General features: G+C 47.7%; 17 protein-coding genes. 12 read left to right on the top strand and 5 right to left on the bottom strand.

The genetic code is table 11. The features are described from left to right. The first annotated feature begins 132 nt into the window (after positions 1–132). Together KWJ01_RS15460 and KWJ01_RS15455 are read left to right on the top strand one after the other, a co-directional pair. Positions 133–2,601, top strand: a complete 2,469-nt coding sequence (locus KWJ01_RS15460) for an outer membrane beta-barrel family protein (RefSeq protein WP_224997575.1) — start codon at positions 133–135, stop codon at positions 2,599–2,601. 196 nt (positions 2,602–2,797) lie between these two features. Continuing rightward, positions 2,798–4,108: a DUF6351 family protein gene (locus KWJ01_RS15455; RefSeq protein WP_224997574.1), complete on the top strand. Its 1,311-nt coding sequence runs from the start codon at positions 2,798–2,800 to the stop codon at positions 4,106–4,108. A 161-nt stretch (positions 4,109–4,269) separates the two neighbouring features. Here the strand turns inward: KWJ01_RS15455 and KWJ01_RS15450 are convergent, their stop codons facing one another. Both KWJ01_RS15450 and KWJ01_RS15445 read right to left on the bottom strand, forming a co-directional pair. After that, entirely contained in the window at positions 4,270–5,202 is a 933-nt protein-coding gene (locus KWJ01_RS15450; RefSeq protein ID WP_224997573.1) for a transporter, read from the bottom strand. A 97-nt stretch (positions 5,203–5,299) separates the two neighbouring features. Further along, on the bottom strand, positions 5,300–5,689 hold the full coding sequence (locus tag KWJ01_RS15445) for a hypothetical protein (protein ID WP_224997572.1): 390 nt from the start codon (positions 5,687–5,689) through the stop codon (positions 5,300–5,302). Positions 5,690–5,866: 177 nt separating this feature from the next. On the opposite strand from KWJ01_RS15445, the gene KWJ01_RS15440 reads away from it, so the two are divergent. The 9 genes from KWJ01_RS15440 to KWJ01_RS15400 all read left to right on the top strand — a co-directional run bounded on the left by KWJ01_RS15440 (position 5,867) and on the right by KWJ01_RS15400 (position 14,875). Next, positions 5,867–6,385 (top strand): cytochrome c, encoded by a 519-nt coding sequence (locus tag KWJ01_RS15440; RefSeq protein WP_224997571.1) that lies wholly within the window; start codon positions 5,867–5,869, stop codon positions 6,383–6,385. Positions 6,386–6,411: 26 nt separating this feature from the next. Continuing rightward, positions 6,412–8,424, top strand: a complete 2,013-nt coding sequence (gene nosZ / locus KWJ01_RS15435) for a Sec-dependent nitrous-oxide reductase (protein ID WP_224997570.1) — start codon at positions 6,412–6,414, stop codon at positions 8,422–8,424. A 93-nt stretch (positions 8,425–8,517) separates the two neighbouring features. Next, positions 8,518–9,585 carry a nitrous oxide reductase accessory protein NosL gene (locus tag KWJ01_RS15430; RefSeq protein WP_224997569.1) on the top strand — a complete coding sequence of 356 codons (1,068 nt, stop codon included), beginning with the start codon at positions 8,518–8,520 and terminating at the stop codon, positions 9,583–9,585. After that, positions 9,569–10,822, top strand: coding sequence for a nitrous oxide reductase family maturation protein NosD (locus tag KWJ01_RS15425; RefSeq protein ID WP_224997567.1), 1,254 nt, complete (start codon positions 9,569–9,571; stop codon positions 10,820–10,822). The genes KWJ01_RS15430 and KWJ01_RS15425 overlap by 17 nt, the downstream gene beginning before the upstream one ends. 101 nt (positions 10,823–10,923) lie before the next feature. Continuing rightward, positions 10,924–11,625, top strand: coding sequence for an ABC transporter ATP-binding protein (locus tag KWJ01_RS15420; RefSeq protein ID WP_224997566.1), 702 nt, complete (start codon positions 10,924–10,926; stop codon positions 11,623–11,625). A 1-nt stretch (position 11,626) separates the two neighbouring features. Then, positions 11,627–12,409, top strand: a complete 783-nt coding sequence (locus KWJ01_RS15415; RefSeq protein ID WP_224997564.1) for an ABC transporter permease subunit — start codon at positions 11,627–11,629, stop codon at positions 12,407–12,409. A 233-nt stretch (positions 12,410–12,642) separates the two neighbouring features. Beyond that, positions 12,643–13,128, top strand: a complete 486-nt coding sequence (locus tag KWJ01_RS15410) for an RNA polymerase sigma factor (protein WP_224997563.1) — start codon at positions 12,643–12,645, stop codon at positions 13,126–13,128. After that, positions 13,125–13,877, top strand: coding sequence for a hypothetical protein (locus tag KWJ01_RS15405; RefSeq protein ID WP_224997561.1), 753 nt, complete (start codon positions 13,125–13,127; stop codon positions 13,875–13,877). The genes KWJ01_RS15410 and KWJ01_RS15405 overlap by 4 nt, the downstream gene beginning before the upstream one ends. Positions 13,878–13,891: 14 nt before the next feature. Continuing rightward, on the top strand, positions 13,892–14,875 hold the full coding sequence (locus KWJ01_RS15400; RefSeq protein WP_224997559.1) for a type IX secretion system membrane protein PorP/SprF: 984 nt from the start codon (positions 13,892–13,894) through the stop codon (positions 14,873–14,875). 212 nt (positions 14,876–15,087) lie between these two features. Here the strand turns inward: KWJ01_RS15400 and KWJ01_RS15395 are convergent, their stop codons facing one another. The 3 genes from KWJ01_RS15395 to KWJ01_RS15385 form a co-directional block, all read right to left on the bottom strand. Continuing rightward, positions 15,088–15,624, bottom strand: a complete 537-nt coding sequence (locus KWJ01_RS15395) for a 6-carboxytetrahydropterin synthase (protein ID WP_224997557.1) — start codon at positions 15,622–15,624, stop codon at positions 15,088–15,090. Positions 15,625–15,794: 170 nt separating this feature from the next. Next, positions 15,795–16,994: a proline dehydrogenase family protein gene (locus KWJ01_RS15390; protein ID WP_224997555.1), complete on the bottom strand. Its 1,200-nt coding sequence runs from the start codon at positions 16,992–16,994 to the stop codon at positions 15,795–15,797. Between the two features lie 205 nt (positions 16,995–17,199). Next, a complete protein-coding gene (locus tag KWJ01_RS15385; protein ID WP_224997553.1) occupies positions 17,200–20,508 on the bottom strand; it encodes a vitamin B12-dependent ribonucleotide reductase in 3,309 nt (1,102 codons plus the stop codon). A gap of 243 nt (positions 20,509–20,751) precedes the next feature. Between KWJ01_RS15385 and ric the strand changes: the two genes are divergently transcribed. Then, a complete protein-coding gene (gene ric / locus KWJ01_RS15380) occupies positions 20,752–21,711 on the top strand; it encodes an iron-sulfur cluster repair di-iron protein (protein ID WP_224997551.1) in 960 nt (319 codons plus the stop codon). The last annotated feature ends 177 nt before the right edge of the window (positions 21,712–21,888 follow it).

Raw genomic sequence — 21,888 nt, 5'->3', positions numbered from 1 at the left:
TACACTGCTGCTTCGCCCACGTGCAGCGCCATGTTAGTGCGGCAGTTTATCTGGCTGTAAAGGAGGAGAAATGCAAACTGATTATCGCATAAAACCAGCTACCTGCGGCTATTAGCATTAGCCTTGTTTAGCATGCAGGTACTCTTTAAAGTTATTGAACACTCGAAAGATGCTGTTATGAAAATCTGTTTTTACCACACCTTGCCTGTTTTATTCAGCATTGCCTTCTCCATTCAGTTGTACGGCCAGTCCAGCATCTCAGGTAAGGTGCTGGATGGTTTGCAAAAGCCTGTAGCCTACGCAAACGTGCTTTTACTCAATACCGGCGATTCTGCCCTGGTACAGGGGCAGGTTGCAAATGAAACAGGAGGCTTTGTGATAGAAAAGATAAGGCCTGGCCGGTATATTATTGCAGTTTCGATGATTGGTTACCATTCCTGTCATTCTGCCATAAACATAACGGGTGCGCCTCTGTATGAGGTTGGGACCATCAGCCTTGAAGAAAACACCGAGGTGTTGGGTGAAGCCCTGGTGGAGGCCAAAAAGCCTTTATATGAGCAAAAGGTTGACAGGCTTGTGGTAAATGTGCAAAGCAGTATAACCGCTGCAGGAAACTCCGTGCTGGGGGTGCTTCAAAAATCTCCGGGCATCAGCGTAAACAAACAAAATGGCTCCATTAGCATGTATGGGAAAAGTGGTGTTACTGTTATGATCAATAACAGAGTATCCAGACTCCCCATAGATGCTGTGTTACAAATGCTGGATGGCATGAGCGCTGCTAATGTGGAGAAGATCGAGTTTATCACCAACCCTCCTGCAAAATATGATGCCGAGGGTACTGCAGGCATGATAAACATTGTGATGGTGGAGAATGCCGATTTTGGCACAAACGGTAACTATGGAGCAACGGCAGGTGTAAACGGAGCCGAAACATTGGGGGCAAATTTCAATCTAAATCACAGAAGAAGAAACTTTTCCTTCTTTACAGAATATTCTATTCTTTACGACCATAATAGGGAGTCCTGGGATAACAGGCTCCGGATCGCAGATCCTGCATTTACATCTGATTTTAATTCCATTACGAAGCGGGAACCGTACACAACTGTACAAAATTTCAGAACCGGGGCCGAAATCAATTTAAGCAAAAGCACGAGTATGGGCGCTTTGGTAACGCTTTACCAAAGACATTATAAGCAAGAAGCCCTTACCCAATTGAATGATCGGATAGCGCCGGATTCCTCTCGTACGGCAGCTATCAATATCCGGGAACTGAACAGGTGGCAAAGCTTTACCGCTAACATCAACCTTAGCCATTCATTCAATGAAAAAAACAGACTTAGGTTTGATTTCGATTTTTTGAATTACCATAACCTTAATCCATCTGATTATCATAACGAATCCTATTATCCGGAAAGAAAACTTAGTACACTTCAAATAATAGACATCAAAAAAGAAACACCAATTTTCTTTAAAGTGGCGAATGTTGAATACACCTACCAGCCCCTGGCTACTGTTAAAATAGAAGCAGGTGTTAAGGGAACACTTTCTACTTTTAAAAATGATGTGGAAGTAAGTTATACAGAAGGCGGATTAAGAAGTGTAGATCCGGAACTGACAGTGGTGGCCAAGCTTGATGAAAAAATCACTGCCGGATATGTATCTGCAGACTGGAGCATTACTAAAACCACGCAGCTAAATGCAGGCCTGCGGTATGAGCACACCAGCACCTACATTAGCACCCAGCTTGAGCAGGGCGTTGTTGACAGGAATTTTGGTAATTTTTTCCCAAGCGTGTTCTTCAAAAAATCTTTAAGTGATCAAACAGAACTGTTCCTTAGCTATTCAAGAAGAATAACCAGGCCTACCTTTAACGATATGGCTCCTTTCGTTTACCTGTTAGACCTGAATACGTTTTTTTCAGGAAACCCTGCCCTTAGGCCTGCTATAACAGATGGGTATAACATAAACTTCAGGCTCAGGCAGTCGGCCATTGCATTGTCTTATACCGATTCAAAAAATGAAATAGCTCATTTTCAGCCAGAGATCGATCCTGTCACAAAAAAGCAAACATTCCGATCACAGAACCTGGAATACCAGAAATTATGGGGGTTGGCTTTATCTGTTCCCTGGACAGTTTTAAAATGGTGGGAAATACAGGCAAATGCAAATGCTTACTATCGTGATCTGAAAACCACCCATCTTGAAAATAACGTAACGCTTAGTTTGTATAACTACAGTTTAAATCTAGTTAACAGCCTCAAGCTTCCTAAGCAGTTTTCTATAGAGGTGTCGGGGTTCTATGAATCTAAAATGCTTTGGGGAATGTGGCATTTTAAACCTTTGGGTTCCCTGAACATTGGCATTCAGAAAAAGCTCAATAACAATCACGGAACGCTAAGCCTGGCTGTGGATGATATATTTTATACAAATATCTGGAAACTTCAATCCCAGATCCCGGAAGCAAATTCAAATAGTATCAGTGTTTATGATGCTCACTTCCAGAGCATAAGGTTAACCTATACCAGGAGCTTTGGAAACAATAAATTGAAGGATGTTTCTATTAAATCCGGCTCCGAAGAAGAAAGAAGAAGGGTGCAATAGGAATGCCAGGAGGTTTGCGGTTTCGGCTCCTTAATGACTGTGATTCTTGCTGTATCGCTGCAAACCATCAATACTACAGTCGTTTTGCCCCTTCATATTCAATTTGGCTGCACCTCTGTGTTGTTCCTGATGCGGCTACAACTGCACCTGCCAGAAGCTTTTTTTAATCTATAACCCACCAAAACATTCCCCAAGCATGAAGTTACATCCTACTTTTAGTCTGCTTAGCATGGGCATCATCATTATGTTAGCTACATCCTGCCAGGATCCAATGGAACAGGAGTTGTCCTGTAGTGAAGAACTGCAGCCCCAACAGGTGCTGACCAGGGAAAAGATGACTACCCAAACCATTAATGGTGCACTTACCAGCGCTGTTTGCGAAACAGTATGGCCACGGCTCAGCTCACAGGAGCTTTATCTCATTTGTATTCCAGATAACTGGAACGGAGAGCTTATCCTCTATGCGCATGGCTATGTTTCACCCTACCTGGATGAGCTAACCTTCGATGAGGCCGTAGGCTTAGCGCCCCTGGTTACCAGCCTGGGATATGCCTTCGCAAGCACTACCTATAGTGCCAACGGACTGCACATTCAGCAGGGCGTTGATGAAATGGTTAAACTAAAGGAATATTTTGAAGCTAATTACAGAATACCTTCCTATACCTACCTGACAGGAGGCTCACAGGGAGGCGTTATTACAACACTGGCCCTGGAAAAGCACCCCAATCTGTTTGATGGTGGATTTTCGCTCTGTGGGCCTTGCGGGGATTTTGAGAAGCAGATGAATCACTTCGGCGACTTCCGGCTGCTGTTTGATTATTTCTTCAGAAACATAATAAGCTTACCCGGCAGTATAGATAACATTTCTGAAGAGTTAATCACCAACTGGGATTCTTACTGGGTACCTAAAATACTGGAAGCCATTGCCAGCCACCCCGATAGAACCCGTATGTTACTGGAAGTAAGCAAAGCGCCATATGATCCAAATAACCCCGCCAGCATACAAACCACGGTTATCAGTAACTTATGGTACAATATTTTTACTATTGAAGATGCCAAAAGGAAAATCAAGGGTAAAATCTTTGACAACACCAACCGCTGGTACATAGGCGCAGGAAATCCAGGGCTGGATATTGCACTAAACAGAAACATTGCCCGCACCACCATTGTCGCAGATGGTACTTACCCCTTGAGTGATTATGAGACCACAGGTAACATTGCTGATCCGCTGGTTATGATGCATACTACAAAAGATCCAATTCAGCTTTTCTGGAATATGCCCTTGTATGGGCTGAAAGTGGCGGCTGCCGGGAAGCTGGGTTACTTTGCTGCTTTTCCAGTTCAAAGGTACGGGCATTGTGAGTTTACTGACTATGAGATTTTGACGGGGTTATTCAGCCTGATAACAAAAGTAAAATTGCTGGAACAAGTACAGGCACCACCAGCGATAGGTATTGAAGCAACTGACAAAAAACTGGTGGTATCTGTAAGGCGGGAGCTGCTATAGCAACAGGCCAAAGAAAAGTTTTAGTAGTCAGTAGATATAAGCTTTGCAGGCGCTATCATCAAAAGCCCCGCCCTGAACTGTATTCAGGGGGGGCTATTTTTATAATGTAGCGGAGCTTGCTACAAAACTGTTGGTTTGGTTTAGATACTATAGTTTAGTGATCAGAACATCCAGCTCACACTTAATTGAGTGCGGCTGTTAGCTTTGGTAATGTGGTGGAGGTTTTGCTGCGCCAGTGGCAACTGGCAGGTAGCACCCACAGCAAATCCTTTATAATAAGCATTCAGGCCAAGGTTGCTGAAAAGAGCACCACCGCCACCCTGCATCTTGTGCTGATTGTGGTAGGAGTCGGCTTGTGCTTTTTCAAAGTAGAGACCGGCGCTGGGCAGCAGCGATATGGCTCCTGCTTTATGCCAGTAAAAGAGGTTAGTAGAGCCATTATAGCGGTTGCCGAACTGGTAGTCGTTTTTGCCCTCTCCATTAAAACGGTAGGTAAAATCAGAGCTAAGGCCGGTTTGCTTGTAGCGGATGGTGTACAGGGCATTCAGGATAAGGTCCACACTGCCGCTACCAGCCTGCATGTTTGCCGGAAGCACTTCGTTGTTGTACGTGGCACTATAATTACCTGTAGGCAGCTTTGCACCACCTCCCAGTTGTAAAGTGTGTTTCAGGGTGTGGCTGGCGCTGTCTCCCGTATTGATCAGGCTGTAATTTGCCATCAGGCTAATATCACCCAGCCCTTGCTGATGAATGCTGCTGCCATTTGTGCTCTGGCTGTTCATTACATAGGGAACAAAGGCAAAAAGCTGTATGCGGCGGGTGGGGTAAAAGCGGCCCCAGGCTTCCATGCTACTGTATTGCTCTTCGGTAATTACCTGGTGTGTATGTGGCATGCCATCCATCATATGCGTATGGGTGCCGGTAAGGGTGTAGCTGCGTGTGTTATAGCGCAGGCCTACAAAGTGCTTGTTAAACTGGGGCAGAATACCTAGGTAGCTTCCGCCCATGGTGCAGCCTTTATCACAGGCTAGTGTACTAAAACTAGTGATCAGCAGGCCCAGCATCAGCGTTGCGGCCATCAATATCTTTTTCATGATAGATTCTTTTTAAGTCCGGATTTTTTGGAAAGTGCCATGTGGTTTTGGTGAGCACAGGCATGAGGGGAGGAGCGCTTAGGCTCCTGAGAAGTTGTCAAACACCTGCAGCCTGCCTGGGCGGGTGAAAGAAACCCCTGTTCCAGGGACTGTTGTAAAAAGAATTGTAAGGTGTGGAGAACTGCTTTAGTACCAAAGGCTGGCTAAACAATACCACTGTGCAGAACTGCTGGCAGATCCACACCATATCTGCAGCAACCCTTAACTGTTTTTCATTTCCGTCGGCTGTATTCTCATCCAGTTGCTTTAGCTGTTTCTGCAGGTGGCAGCTGCCCTCACAGGCCAGTTCCGGCCGCTCCTTGTTTTCACAAAACTGCTCGGTGATGGATGCCTTGTTCAGGCTGTAATGCATTACAAGCAGGCTGTTGCCACTCAGCTGGATGAGCAGGATCAGGATTGCTAAATAAAGATAAACAGCTCGTTTCATGGCAGCAGGGGCTCTTTTTGCCCATCAATGCCTCAAAGTTCTTCCATACTTATAGTATAAAACATGATATTAATCATGAATAAAAGAGATTAATGTCTTTTTTTCTCCTAAGCGCAGCCGGTAGTTTTGTATCAGACATAAGGGCAAAAAAGCCTAAAACGCTAAACAATAAACTTTATGAAAACGGCAAGACAGAAACCGGATTCAGTAAATAACAGAAAGAGTAGCTACAGCCTGGGCAGTATAATGCTGCTGGCGCTCGGGTGCTTTTTCTTTATTGGCTGCTCTTCCGGAAGCGACAAAAAAGCAGAAGCGAATACAGGCAGCGCACCTACCGAGGAGGCAACACCTGTAGACGATGGCAAAGGAATTGGCCCGGTGAAAGAGGTAAGCCTTGGAGAAATTGACCCTCAGCTGGCGGAAAACGGCCAGCAGTTATTTGAGAGCAAATGTTCTGCCTGCCACCGCACCGATAACACAAAGGTAGTAGGGCCGGGTATTGCCGGTGTAACCGAACGGCGCAAGCCGGAGTGGATCATGAACATGATCATCAATCCTGAAGAAATGACCAAGAAAGATCCTACCGCTAAAAAGCTGCTGGCAGAGCACCTTACGCAAATGACTAACCAAAACGTGAACGAGCAGGATGCCCGTGCGCTGCTGGAATTCTTCCGTCAGAACGATGCCTCTAATTAAAAAGCCTTAAACTAACGTTCATTGCTATGAAAGCAATACAATCCCTTAAACAACATGCACCTAAAGCTGCTTTGCTGATGGCAATGGCGGCGGTGCCCTTTATGCAAAGCTGTAATCCCGGCGATGCAAACACAGCGCAGGCCTCGCTGATGAACAGCGATGCAGCCTCCAAGGTGTATGTAGAACCAGGTAAGCACGATGAGCTCTACGCTTTCTTATCAGGCGGCTATAATGGTCAGGTTTCGGTTTATGGTGTGCCTTCCGGCCGCTTACTGAAAATCATACCGGTATTTACCCAGCATGCAGAAAACGGCTATGGCTATTCAGAAGAATCCAAAGCCATGCTGAACACTTCCTTTGGCAATGTACCCTGGGATGACCTGCACCACCCTAAGCTTTCCCGCACCGATGGCATGACCGACGGCCGCTGGCTGTTCGTTAACGCCAACAACACCCCTCGGGTAGCACGCATCGACCTGAAAACATTTGAAACAGCCGAGATCATCGAGATCCCGAACAGCGCCGGTAACCACTGCTCTCCATACCCAACCAACAACAACGAATATGTGGTGGCTGGTACCCGCTTTAGTGTTCCTATCAATGAAGATGGCTCACCAAACGAAGCTTCACTGGAGGAGTACCAGGAAAAGTTCCGTGCTTCCATCTCCTTTATAAAGGTGGATAAAGAAACCGGCGATATGAACCTGGACTTCCAGATTATGATGCCAGGCTTTGACTACGACATTGCTAATGGTGGCAAGGGCCCTTCCGGCGACTGGATCTTCTTTACTACCTACAATACAGAGAGAGCCGGTACCATGAAGGAAATTGGTGCCTCACAGTACGATAAGGACTTTCTGGCGGCTGTTAACTGGAAGCTGGCCGAGAAATATGTGAAAGAAGGCAAAGCCAAGGAAATGCCTGCTCATTACTACCACAACAAGCTGGACAAGAGCAGCCACATTGCTAAGTCAGAAATCAAGAAAACAGTAAGATTCCTGGATCCGGCTGAATGTCCGGGCATGATTTACCTGATTCCTGTGCCTAAATCGCCCCACGGTGTAGACGTAGACCCAACAGGTGAGTATATGGTTGTGAGCGGTAAACTGGCTGCTGTAATTCCAGTTCACTCCTTCTCTAAGATGCAGAAAGCGATTGAGAACAAAGATTTCGATGGCGACATCAAAGGTATTCCGGTGCTGAAGTACGAATCTGTACTGGCTGCTGAAGTACAGGAGCCAGGTCTTGGACCATTGCACACCGAGTTCGATGGCAAAGGCAATGCTTACTCTTCTATGTTCGTATCTTCTGAAATTACCAAGTGGAGCCTGAAAGACTTCACCGTAAAAGACAGAATTCCGGTTTACTATTCAGTTGGTCACCTGGTAATTCCTGGCGGCGATACCAAAGAGCCTTATGGCAAATACCTGATCGCCATGAACAAGATTACCAAAGACCGCTACCTGCCAACAGGTCCCGAGCTGGCTCACTCTGCACAGCTCATCGATATCAGCGGCGAAAAAATGAAGCTGCTGCTTGACTTCCCAACCGTAGCTGAACCTCACTACGCACAGGTGATCCCAGCCGAAAAAGTGGCGCCTAACAGCGTGAAGTTCTACAAGCTGGAAGACAACACCCACCCACATGCTACCAAGAAGGAAGCAGAAGCCAGGGTTGAGAAAAAAGGCAACGTAGTACATGTGTACCAAACCGCCATCCGCAGCCACATGACGCCAGATAACATCGAAGGCATTAACGTAGGCGACACTGTTTACTTCCACGTAACCAACCTGGAGCAAGACTGGGATGTGCCGCACGGATTCGCCATCATGGGCGCAACCAACGCAGAGCTGCTCATCATGCCAGGTGCTACACAAACCCTTAAGTGGGTACCTACCCGCCCCGGTATCTTCCCAATGTACTGTACAGACTTCTGCTCTGCGCTACACCAGGAAATGCAAGGCTACGTACGGGTATCACCCAAAGGTGTAAACACACCGGTGAAGTTCTGGACTGGCAAGCAAAAGCCGGCACTGTAACGGCAACTTAAGCACAAAAATGGCAGGGGCGGTTTAACCGCCGCTCCTGCCAATTTACTCTCCCTTTCTATTTACCACTTAAACTTAAGCGCCATGAGTCAATATTCAAGAATCTTAGTACTGCTGGGGGCGCTGTCTATGAGTCTGCTCTTCTTCTTCCCCATGTGGAAGATCTATCTGCAGGCCCCTCAGTATCCTGAAGGCCTGGAAATGCATATCTGGGTAAACAAAATTGCAGGTAATACAGAATTTACCCTGCAAAACTTTAACATTCTGAACCACTACATCGGCATGAAGCCCATAGAGGCTTCCTCTTTCAAAGAGCTGGAAATTATGCCCATTGTAGTTTATGTATTAATGGTATTTGGACTGCTGGCAGCCCTGTTCAGAAACAAATACCTTGTTGCTGGCTGGCTTGGGCTGCTGGCCATTGCCGGTACTGCCGGGCTTGTAGACTTCTACCTCTGGCTGGTAGATTTTGGCACCAACCTCGATCCGAATGCGCCTATCAAAATACCAGGCATGACTTACATCCCGCCCCTGATAGGACCCAGGCAACTGCTTAACTTCCATGCCCTTTCTTTACCTGCCATGGGTAGCCTGGGCCTGGCCATCCCTATGATTTTAGCCGGCTTTGCCGTTTATATAGAATTCTTTTCCGGAAAGAAACTTAATCTCAATCCTTCCAGTACTGCCAGACGCTTTTCCTTCGGCATTGGCCTGGGCTTTCTGTTTGGTTTGATTAGCCTTACCGGCTGCAGCCCCGAGCCGCAGCCTATTGCCTACGGCCAGGTTGGCTGTGAGCATTGTAAAATGACCATCAGCGACCCTCGCTATGGAGCAGAGATTGTTACCAAAACCGGCAAGGCTTTTTTCTTTGATTCTATAGAATGTATGGCAGATTACCTGCAGCAACAGGAGGGTATGCAGGAAAAAGTAGCCATGCTGCTGGTAACAGACTTTAATCAGCCCGAAACCCTGCTGCCGGCAGAGCAGTCGCTTTACCTGCAAAGCGAAAAGCTGCCCAGCCCAATGGGTATGTTTCTAACAGCGGTAGCAACACCAGAAGTAGCCAGGGACTTTCAGCAAACCTACGAAGGCAGGTTACTCAACTGGTCTGAAGTACTGCAAGCTGTAAAGAGCCATGAAAAGCAATTCTAAATTTATCTTCCTGTTTGTTGGCTGGATGCTGCTGTGGCTGGTCTTTGTATCATCAGCCCTGGCCGCAGACCTGAAGGTAGGACCAAACAGCCGCTACAAAACCATTGCTGCCGCGGTTGCCGCTGCACAACCAGGCGATAGGGTGCTGGTGCAGCAGGGACTTTACCAGGAAACTGATATCACAATCGATAAACCCATTAGCCTGGTGGGTATCAATAACCCGGTAGTGGATGGCGCACTAAAAGGGCAGATCCTGACTATTACCAGCAGCAGGGTAGTAGTAAAGGGTATCACCTTTAAAAATGTACAAGTGAGCCATCTGAAAGACCATGCTGCCATTAAGGTAGTGGAAAGCAGGTGGGTAACGCTTGAAGATAATACCATAGAAAATGCATACTTCGGTATTTACCTGCAAAGGTCCGATAGCTGTACCATTCGTAATAATGTAATCAGGGGGCAGGGCAAAACCGAAACCTCTTCGGGCAATGCTATACACCTCTGGTACTGCGACTATGCCAGCATAGAGGGAAATAAGGTTTCCGGACATCGGGATGGCATTTACCTGGAGTTTGTAAAGCAAAGCCGCGCCACCAATAACCTTAGTGAGCATAACCTGCGCTACGGCCTGCACTTTATGTTCTCCGATGGAAATACCTACCGGCACAACACCTTCCGGAAAAACGGGGCGGGCGTTGCGGTAATGTACACCAAGAACATTATTATGGAGCATAACCGCTTTGAGCAAAACTGGGGAAGTGCTGCCTACGGCCTGTTGCTAAAGGAGATTAGCAGAAGCACCATTGCCCATAATGAATTTACCCGGAATACCACCGGTATCTATATGGAAGGTTCCTCCAAACTAAGCATCAGTGATAACGAATTTAACGGGAATGGCTGGGCAGTACGCCTGCTCTCCAGCTGCGAGGAAGATACTTTCAGGCTTAACAATTTCATAGGAAATACCTTTGATATTGCCACTAATGGCAATAGCCAGCATAACCACTTTTCTGGTAACTACTGGGATAAGTATGCGGGCTATGACCTGGATAAGAACAAGGTAGGCGACGTGCCTTACCGCCCCGTTAGCCTCTACTCCATGGTGGTGGAAAAAGTACCATCTTCCATTATGTTCATGAGAAGTTTTATCGTGGACCTGATGGATGCAGTGGAAAAAGTTTTTCCGGCCTTTACACCTGAAAAGTTGCTGGATGAACAGCCATCGATGGTGAGGCTATAAAACAGCTGCGCTCTAGGGCAAAAGTACTATATCTGCATCTATGGTTTCCATTCGCACAAATAGGATAGGTGTCCTACAGAAAACCTCTAACACTGACTAACATGATCTCTATAAAGAATTTAAATAAAAGATACGGTAAACTGCAGGTGCTCAACAACCTTTCGGTAGAGTTTGAGCGGGGGCAGGTAGTATCCATCATAGGGCCAAATGGCTCTGGTAAAACCACTACCATTAAATGCCTGCTGGGCATTGTGCAGCCCGACAGCGGCGAAGTATATGTAGATGATGAACTGGTGCTGAAACAGTGGGAGTACCGCCGCAAGATTGGGTACATGCCCCAGATCAGCCACTTTCCCGAAAACATGAAGGTGCGCCAGCTTTTCGATATGATGAAAGACATTCGCAAGGATGTATCAGAGCTGGATGAAGAGCTTATTGGCCTCTACAACATTCAAAAGATGTACGATAAGCGCCTTGGATCTCTTTCAGGTGGCATGAAGCAGAAAGTAAGCGCTTCACTGGCCTTTTTGTTCCAGCCCGATCTGCTCATTCTCGATGAACCAACAGCAGGCCTCGACCCGCTTTCCTCCGAGATTCTCAAAGCCAAGATCCTGAAGGAGAAGAAGCGGGACAAACTCATCCTCATCAGCTCTCACATCATGAGTGAAATAGAAGAGGTAGCTGACGATATCCTCTGCATGATGGATGGCAGGCTCTGCTTTTACCGCAGCATTGCCGCAATCAAAGAAGAAACCGGCGAAGCCCGCCTGGGCAAAGCCATTGCCAAATTAATCACCTACTGATATGGATAAGGTTATCAAATACGTGCTTTACGACATTCTGCGCAATCGTATTGTTCTGGGCTATACCATATTTCTGCTGATTATGTCGCTTGGGATGTTTCAGCTGGAGAACGACCCTGCCAAAGCAGTGCTTAGCCTGCTGAACGTAGTGCTGCTGGTGGTGCCGCTTATCAGTATTATATTTGCCACCATACACTTTTACAATTCACAGGAGTTTATTGAGCTGCTGGTAGCGCAGCCAATTAACCGGCAAAAGATCTTTTACAGCGAGTACCTTGGCGTGGCAATTTCACTGGCTACAGCCTTTTTGACAGGCGTAGGAGTGCCCCTGCTGTTGTTCGGTGGCGGTGCCATCAGGAGTGGTGCTGCAGGAATTTACCTGATCACCGCCGGCCTTTTCCTCACTTTTATCTTTGTGGCCCTGGCATTTCTGGCTTCGGTACTCACCAGCGATAAAGCCAAGGGCATAGGCCTGGCACTGCTGCTCTGGTTCTACTTCAGCCTGCTGTACGATGGGCTGGTGATGATGGTGCTGTTTTACTTCAGCGACTATCCGCTCGATAAATTCTCACTGGCCATGCTTTCGCTCAATCCCATAGACCTGGGGCGGGTGCTGGTACTGCTGCAAATAGATGTATCTGCGCTTATGGGGTATACCGGCGCTTTGTATAAAAACCTTTTTAGCAACTTCACCGGTGTGCTGTATGCCTGCCTGCTCATGCTGGCCTGGGCTGTACTGCCCCTGATGTTAGCTAAACGGATCTTTATCCGGAAAGACTTATAGTTTGGCTTAGAAGCTATAAGCAAGTGGTAGTTTAAGGGAGAACCCGCCGGTGTGGTAGCCGGCGGGTTTAGTTTTTTTCAGCTACCTGCAGGCGGCTAAACACAAGGGGATGAGCTGTAGCATGCTGTAGATGAACAGAAGATGTTTAACAAAAATATATTTTTATTTACCTGTAACTTTCAGGCTTCAGGATTGTCATACGGCCAGATCAGCAGCAGGGGCCTAATCAGGGAATGATTTCAGTACAGCAATACAACCAGGCAGTAAAGGAGTATACCAAAAATATATTTCGCTTCCTCTATAAATCTTTAAGAGACGAAGAGGCCGTGAATGACCTGGTGCAGGATTGTTATTTGAAGCTTTGGCAAAACCGGGATTCGGTAAATCCATTAAAAATAAAAGCCTGGTTATTTTCTGTGGCTCATCATGCCATGATCAACTACCTGAAGCTAACTTCCAGAAAGGTAGAACTCCGGGAAGGGCAGAAGGTGCCTGCTGTATATCAGCAGCATGCTTTTGATACCCGGGAGATGCTGGAAAAGATCCTCAATGAGCTGCCCCCCGTTCAGAAGTCGGTTTTACTGCTACGGGACCTGGAGGGCTATGAGTATAAAGAAATTGGAGAGATACTGGAATTGAACGAATCGCAAGTTAAGGTATACCTGTTCAGGGCCAGGCAGCGTGTAAAAGAAACATTCCTGAAACTGGAAAAGGTATGAAAGAGCCAACTACTTACGAAATGAACGAAGAAAGTAGAGATCTTCTCCTGTTTGATTACCTGGAGGGTAATCTTACAGAAGAAAGGGCCGCCATGCTCAAAAAAGCTCTTTCTACTGATCATCAACTGCAGGCCGAGCTTGAACTATGGAAGGATAGCTTCGTGGTGCAGGAATTCTATGCCACAGATGTTCTGGAAGATAAGCTGCTTCGAAAAGTGAAAAAGCCATTTCCCGTTACAGGTCCGGCAGCCGGTTTTCTACTCCTCCTCGTAGCTTCTTTGTTAAGCTTTATTCCTGCAGGGGAGGATGAGCATGTTACCTATTTCATTAAGAGGCCATTACCGGAATCCCCGTTAACAGAGGCAGCACCTGCTGACGAAAAAGCATTGGAGGCAGAGGTAAACGCTGGCGCGCCTGCCATTCCGTCTAATCTGGCTCTTCAGCGGCCAGCAGAGCAGCAAATAGTTGTGGTTGCACCACCGGTAGCTGTTTCAGATAGACTGGCAGCGCTGCCACACACATTAGGTGGTATGCCAGAAACAAAGGATTCTTTCCTTAAAACGGCTGTACCAGCTGTGATGGAAAGCAGGGAAAGTCCCGCCCGGCTACATCCTACAAAAGAGTACAGCCGGAAAAAGGAGCGTCAGATCAGAAGAATGAAAGAAAAGGCGCTGCAACAAAAGAAAGCGAATGAATTTATTAAGGGGAACCGCCCTTATGTGGTGCCCCTTGATACGCAGAATTTTTAAAATCAATTCACGATATGCGAAACGTCATCAAGGCCGGATTTATCTGGTGTGGAATTCTATTGTCTCTAGTCTGCAATGCACAGGTTCATCCTCCATTGGGAGCATTGCCCATGCAGTTTAATGGCTCTTTTGCCGGTGAGGCTGGTGTACCACGGCTAAGCTTAAACAGTTCTTACTTTTGGGAAAGAGTTATATCATATAGAGAATCGAGCCTCTATACATCGGATTTGTCATATGATCAGTTTATACCGGGCATACGAAGTGGAGTTGGCCTTACTGTGGGGGGGCATAAATTTTTCAGGACTTTTCAGCAGCCTAGCAATCAAGAGGAAGTGGTACAATCATATCATGTTACTCTTGCGGTGGCACCCAAAATATCCATAAAGGGGAAATATACTCTTTCTCCTTCTATCAGTGTACAATACTTTGAGCGAAATTTAGTAAGTGAGGAGCCTCAAACCGCGGCAGCCACTCTTCGTGTCAAAGGTGTTGCCAGCCAATTTGGCCTTTTATGGAATACTCCTAAATACTATATTGGCTATTCGTTCAATGGTTTTGGTTACACCAATTCTAAAGGCGAAATATTGTCTCATGGAGACACAATACTTGTAACCAACGCTAATCTTCCCTATTATTTTACTTCCCGCCTTCAGGCAGGCTATACTTTTCAGAGGAGTAGCGAATCTGATTTTTCTATTACACCACAGGTAGTCATCCTGCTTACTGATCGTTTCAGATATTCTGAGGAATCTCTGTTTAGCAGATACGTGGAAGCATATAATTTGAACTTTAGGTACAAACAGTTTATATGGGGAGTGAATAATGCAGGTATTCATGTTGGGTTACAGACAGAGCGCCTGCGATTTATGTTAACAAATGATAATGGATATTTTCATGGTATCAATAGAAGGAGTTCTTCAGGTCGCGATAGCTACATTGGTAACTTCTCTTTACGTTACCTGTTAAGGGATCCATCGCTTAAAGAAAATCATTATTAGGAGTGCCTGTGGATAGTTAAGAGTGGCCGTTTCAGAGATGGGGCAAAACTGATACCCCTGTTCACAAGCATGTTATTTTGCCCTTAGGAGTAAGGATTCCGGGCTTTATATTTTGCCCTGGGCAGTTTTAGCTGTTAGCAGACAATAAAAAACCCCGGATTACTACCCGGGGCTTAATGATGTTACCATATATGAAGAGAATTTTAGAGTCTTTACCAATCGGCAGCATTAGCCTTCTGTAAGCAGTCCCGGACAAAGCCGTTTATTTCATGTTTACTTTCCGGATCCTGGTAGCTTATAGGGTTGTTGTCGTTTACATGCCACTCCACAAAAGCATTTTCCGATTCTGCCAGCTTCAGGCTGTGTAAAGTGTTTCCCTGGGGCAGGTGTTCCTGCAGAATATCGCGTATGTCCAGCAGCAGGTTTTCGCAGGTAGGCTGGTAGGGCAGGAGTACGAGTTTTTTATCTATCTTTTTCCAGCTTTCTATAAGCCCTGCCGGGGCATTCTGGTGTAGCAGCAGGGCATGTTCCCAGGGTTTGATCACAAAGGCCTCTACCAGGCTGCTAAGGTCGCTGAAGTTAATGACCATGCCCTTGCTATGATCGTCGGCCAGCTCTTTTGGCTCTCCCAGCAGTGTTACGGTTAGTACGTAAGAGTGGCCGTGGATAGGTTTGCAGCTACCGTTGCTCGTTTGCAGGGCATGCGATGCATCAAACCTGAAAACCCTGCTTATTCTTATAGTATTCATTTTTATTAAGGTTTAGAAGTTAGATTTCAGAGATGAGCCAGTGAAAATTGCTGAAAAACACTTCCGGTTCATACCATGATTCACTACTCATCTCTCAGGCATTTTTAAAAAGCTTAGTAAGTGCTCTCTTGCCCTGGTAAGTCTTCTCTTACTTTAGTAAGAGCATTCTGCTACGATACAAGCTTCCGTCTCTTTAGTTCTTCCTGTAAAAGCTGCAGCTCACGGCTCATTTGGCCGGCAATGGCGGTGTTCTCTTCTGCCCTGCGTATCAGGTAGGGCAGCGCTTTGTCTACTTCGCCGTAAGGCAGGTATTTAGAGGTGTTGAAACCAGCTTTGGCCAGGGCAAAAGTAAGGTTGTCGCTCATGCCATAGAGTTGGGAGAAATGCAGATGCGTTCTTAGTTTCTCCAGCTTGCGCCTGCTAACTTCACGAACCACCAGCTGAATACTCTCCTGGTTATGGGTTGCCAGGCAAAGGTGCAGATGGGGTAGCCTTTCCAGGCACATCACCACTGCTTTATTAAAGCTTTCGTCGGTTTTCTCTTTGGTAGGATATACAGGCGAAGCATAGCGCATAGCATGGGCCCGGTCTCTTTCCTTTTCCCAATAGGCACCCCGCACCAGCTTAATACCGGAGATAAATCCTTTCTCCCTTGCCCGTTCCAGCAGTTCTTCCAGGTAGTTAAGCCGGTCGGCACGGTACATCTGCAGGGTGTTAAAAACAATGCACTGCCTGCGGTTGTAGCGTTCCATCATTTGCTCGGTAAGGGCATCGATAGGTTCCTGAATCCAGCTCTCTTCTGCGTCTATGTATATGGATACGTTTGCGTCAGCAGCATACTCACAAATGGTGTCCAGCCTTCTGCATGTCAGGTCATAAGAAATCTCTTCCTCCTGGCTAAGCGCATTACGGTCAATAACCAGTTTTTCCATAATGCTGCGATGGCCCAGGGCACTCATTTTTATGCTGATAGCACCAATGCCATGGCTATGCCTTGCTATGGCAATATTGTTGAGGATATGGTTGAGGGCCTGTTCAAAACCTTCTTCTGTTTCTTCGGCTTCGGCTGCATAATCCAGCACGGTGTATACATGCTCATCATCCAGCTTGTCTACTACCTCCATAACTTCTGTAAGCGACTCCCCACCACAGAATTGTTTGTATACGGTATGTTTGATGAGGTTTTTTACCGGCAGGTGCAGGTGTACGGCCAGCTGACCGGCAGTAGTCAGGGTTTTCATCAGAAGCGGGTTCTGTATAAGCCTGTAGAGCAGGTAAGCCTGCCTTAGTTCACGATCGGTTTTATGAGCAAAAGCGCCTGCCAGATCCTGGAAGTCCGGCCTTGTGGGGTTATAGGTAAAGACTTGCATAGCGTTGATGTTTAGTGTTTTAAGCCGAATCAGACAAGGATTCCCTGAATCACTTCAGCTTATACAAAACAAGGCTTTTGTCTATAGTTAGGGAATGATAGGGGTCAATTCAAAAGATGATATGTGTCAACAAAATAGCCCCGGGTCTGGTGAAGACCCGGGGCTACAATCCCTGGCGAGGCAATAAGCTCCCCTGCTGTGTTGATTAACTACAACCCAAACTGTTGCCGCAGTTCAGGCATTTGTAGCAGGTGCCAGAGCGGATGGTGAGGTGGCCGCAGCCGGGGCAGGCTGGTGCATCGCCCATAAAGGAGGCCAGCACCTGCTGGGTTTGCTCGTATAGCATACTATCGCTCTTGGCCTGTGTTGCCTGTGTGCTTACACCGGTTCCTGCTTTGCCTGCTGGCAGGGGTGTAAACAGCCTGGGTTTGTCTGCCGTTGGCTGTGGCTGTTCTTCTGGCAGGGGCTTTGTTTGTACATGCACCAGGTCGGTGCGCTGCAGGTACTCAAAAGCAAGCAGCCTGAAGATAAAATCGAAGATAGAGGTTGCATTTTTAATGTTGGGATGGTCTACCATGCCGGCCGGTTCAAAGCGGGTAAAGGTAAAGCGGTTCACGTACTCCTCCAGCGGCACACCATACTGCAGGCCAAGCGATACCGATATGGCAAAGCAATTGAGCAGGGAGCGGAAAGAGGCACCCTCCTTATACATATCGATAAAGATCTCTCCCAGGGTGCCATCGGTGTATTCGCCGGTGCGCAGGTAAAGGGTGTGGCCGTCAATTTTAGCCTTTTGGGTAAAGCCGTTGCGTTTGTCGGGCAGGCGTTTGCGCTGCACAATATCGGAGAGAGCGCGCTTAAAGCGGGTGTCAACCGATTGGCTGATGATGGCCTGTGCTGCTTCCAGCACTTCCTCTTCGGTGAGCATGCGTGGCGAATCGGGTGCCGCTGCCTCCAGCGGCAGGGTTTTATCCTCTTCTTCTTTATCCTGTTCCTCTTTTTTCTGGCTTAAGGGCTGAGAGAGCTTGCTGCCATCGCGATAAATGGTACAGGCTTTTAAACCCAGCTGCCAGGCCTGCTGAAAACATGCTGCTACCTCGGCTACTGCTGTTTGGTGGGGCAGGTTTATGGTTTTGGAGATAGCACCGGAAATAAAGGGCTGCACCGCCGCCATCATGTGCAGGTGACCAGAGGCTTTGATGTAGCGTTTGCCGTTGCCGCAGGGGTTAGCGCAGTCAAACACGGGTAGGTGCTGTGGTTTCAGGCAGGGAGCGCCTTCTACAGTGCCGGTACCAGCTATATAAGTATTGGCTTCCCTGATCTGCTGATCTGTTAAGCCCCAGTGTTTGAGCAGATCGAAGCCAGGGGCCTCATATTGTGTTTTTGGTATGCCTAACCGCTGCAGGCAGCCCTCCCCAAGCTGGTAAGCGGTAAGCACATAGCGAATATCGAAAGCACCTGCCAGGGCAGTTTCCAGCTTGTCGATCTCGGCATCATTTAGCCCCTTGCCAATCAAAAAAGCCTTGTTCAGCTGCGGGGCTCCAACCAGGCTGCCGCTGCCCAGTACGTAGCGGATAATAGCTTCACTTTCTTTAGGGGTGTAACCGAGCTTTTTGAGGGCAGCAGGAATGGCTCCATTGATAATTTTAAAATAGCCACCACCTGAGAGCTTCTTGAATTTTACCAGGGCAAAATCAGGTTCAACACCAGTAGTATCACAATCCATCAGCAAGCCAATGGTACCGGTAGGAGCCAGGGCAGTGGCCTGTGCATTTCGGTAACCCCATTTTTCGCCCTTCTCCAGTGCGGTATCCCAGGCCTGGCGGGCTGCAGTTAAGAGGTAATCCGGGCAGTGAGAAGCCTCCAGCAGCTGTGGCTTTACCTGCAGGCTTTCCAGCGCTGCAGCATTGCCCCAGGCTGCTGCCCGGTGGTGGCGGATTACCTGCAGCATGCTGCTTTTGTTCTCACTGTACTTGCTGAAGGTGCCCAGGGCTGCAGCCAGCTCGGCAGAGGTGCTGTAGGCAGTGCCGGTTAAAACAGCGGTAATGGCACCAGCCATGCCCCTGGCCTTGGGGCTGTCGTAGGGCAGGCCTGCAACCATCAGTAAAGCCCCAAGGTTTGCATAACCAAGGCCAATTGTGCGGTAGTCGTAAGAGCGCCGGGCTACTTCGGGAGAAGGAAACTGAGCCATCAGTACTGAAATCTCCAACACAATGGTCCACAGCCGACTGGCATGGCGAAAGGCTTCTACATCAAACAGGCCTGTTTCTTCATCATAGAATTTCCTGAGGTTGAGCGATGCAAGGTTGCAGGCGGTATTATCCAGGAAGAGGTATTCCGAACAAGGGTTTGAGGCACGGATGGAGCCTCCGGCGGGGCAGGTGTGCCACTCATTGATGGTGCTGCTGAACTGCACGCCGGGATCGGCACATTGCCAGGCAGCCCCATTGAGCTGATCCCAAAGCTTTTGTGCGGGCACTTCCCTTACAGTACTGCCATCGGTCCGGGAGGTAAGCTTCCAGTTAGTGCCCTGCTCCAGGGCCCTGAAAAATTCATTGGGAATGCGCACCGAGTTATTGGCATTCTGGCCAGATACAGTGCGGTAGGCCTCACCTTCATAATCGGCAGAATAGCCTGCTGCTATCAGCGCTGCAACCTTTTTCTCTTCTTCAACTTTCCAGCTGATGAATGCTTCAATTTCTGGATGATCCAGGTCTACCACTACCATTTTGGCAGCCCTGCGCGTGGTACCCCCGCTTTTAATGGCACCGGCAGCACGATCGCCCACCTTCAGGAACGACATAAGCCCCGAAGAGTACCCGCCTCCGCTTAGCTTTTCGTTTACACTGCGGATATCGGAATAGTTGGTGCCGGCCCCGGAGCCATATTTGAACACCCTGGCTTCCCGCATCAGCAGGTCCATAATGCCGCCATCGCCTACGAGTTTGTCTTTTACTGATAGGATAAAGCAGGCATGGGGCTGGGGGCGCTGGTAGGCAGATTTGCTCTCCTGTAGTTCTTCGGTTTCCGGATCTACATAGTAATGTCCCTCGGCAGCACTATCTATACCGTAGCTGTGATACAAGCCGGTGTTGAACCATTGCGGGGAATTAGGTGCAGCATACTGCCCCAGTAACATGTAAACCAGTTCGTCATAAAATGCCTGTGCATCTTGCGGGCTGGCAAAATAGCCGCCCTGCTCCCCCCAGTGATGCCAGCAGGCTGCCAGGCGGTGTACCACCTGCTTTACAGAATTTTCGCCTCCGGTTGTACCATCGGCCTGTGGAACGCCTGCTTTTCTGAAATATTTCTGTGCCAGTATATCGGTAGCTATCTGCGACCAGGCTTCGGGCACCTCTACCTCCTGCATCTCAAAAACAGCATCGCCGTTTGGGTTTCTGATGGTAGAACTACGCCTGGTATAGCTGAAATGCTCGTAGGGATTATGCTTGTTTCTGGTGAAATGGCGCCCAATGGACAGGCCTTTTTTGATAGGTTCTGTAGGTTTTTTCATGCTAAAAATGGTTGAAAGTAATAATGGCAAGGCCGGAAGATCGGGTAGTAAGAGCTCCTGAACCATGACTTAAGTCAGGTTTGCTGCAAATGTAGATAAGTATAAAATTAATCAGGATTAAAAGAGTTAAATATCTTTTTATATTTTACATTTGTTCTGCCATCAGCCAGACGGCGTATTATTTCCCTGGGGCAGTGGCAAAATTTCTAAACAAAAAGATCAAACCTTTAACAGTATAACCTTATGGCAACTGCAGATACCCTCGATTTCCTGGATGTAACCAAAATCGAACCTCGTTTAAAGCATCCTACCATTTTCAAAAAGTTTGACAGCCTGCAGGGTGGACAGGCTTTCGTAATTCATAACGACCACGACCCAAAGCCACTGTACTACCAGCTACTGGGAGAGCGCGGGCCTGTTTTTGACTGGGTGTACCTGGAGGAGGGCCCGGAGGTGTGGGAAGTGCGGATCACTAAAAAAGGTGGTGAAGCTTCGCCAACAGTAGGTGAGCTGGTAGCCAAAGATTATCGCAGGGCACAGGTTTTTAAAAAGTGGGGTATTGACTTTTGCTGCGGTGGCAAGAAAACCCTTGCAGAAGTATGCACTAAAAAAGGCATAGACCAGCACAAACTGGAGCAGGAGCTTAATGCACTTCCCGATACAGCAGCAGGCAGAGCACTGAACTATAACAGCTGGGGGCCTGATTTTCTGGCAGACTTTATTGAGAATACCCACCACAGCTTTGTGCGCCAGTCGCTGCCGGCCATTTACGAGTACACCACTAAAATAGCTCGTGTGCATGGCGGCCGCCATCCGGAGTTGCTGGAGGTAGCCACTACCTTTGCAGGCATTGCTGCGGAGCTGGAAGATCATATGCGCAAGGAAGAAAAAATACTCTTTCCCTACATTCGCACCCTATGCAAGGTAAAGCAGGGAAAAGAAGCTCTGCAGGAATCTCCCTTCGGCAGTGTTGAAAACCCCATCCGCATGATGGAGATGGAGCATGAGTCTGCAGGAGAGGGGCTGGAAAATATCCGCGCCATTACCGGCAACTACAGCCTGCCTGCCGATGCCTGCACTACTTACCGCCTGGCCTTCCAGGCCCTGCAGGAGTTTGAGGCAGACCTGCATCAGCACATTCACCTGGAAAACAACATTCTTTTCCCCAAAGCCAAGGAGCTGGAAGCGCAGTTGCTGGGCTAAGTACCTGATTTTTGCCACAGGCTGTACCTTCCACAGTGGAGGTACAGCCTGTGGCTTGTTATTAAGCTTGCTAAAGAATTAATAAGAGACACAACATACACGGAGCAAACCGGGAGTAAGGTGCTGCTATGGCCGGAGCAGGCTTTTAGATCGGCTCTTGTCTGAAAAAAACAACAA

The organism is Cesiribacter sp. SM1 (genome assembly GCF_020178975.1).
Taxonomy (GTDB): domain Bacteria; phylum Bacteroidota; class Bacteroidia; order Cytophagales; family Cyclobacteriaceae; genus Cesiribacter.
This window is presented reverse-complemented; position numbering and strand designations above follow the sequence as displayed.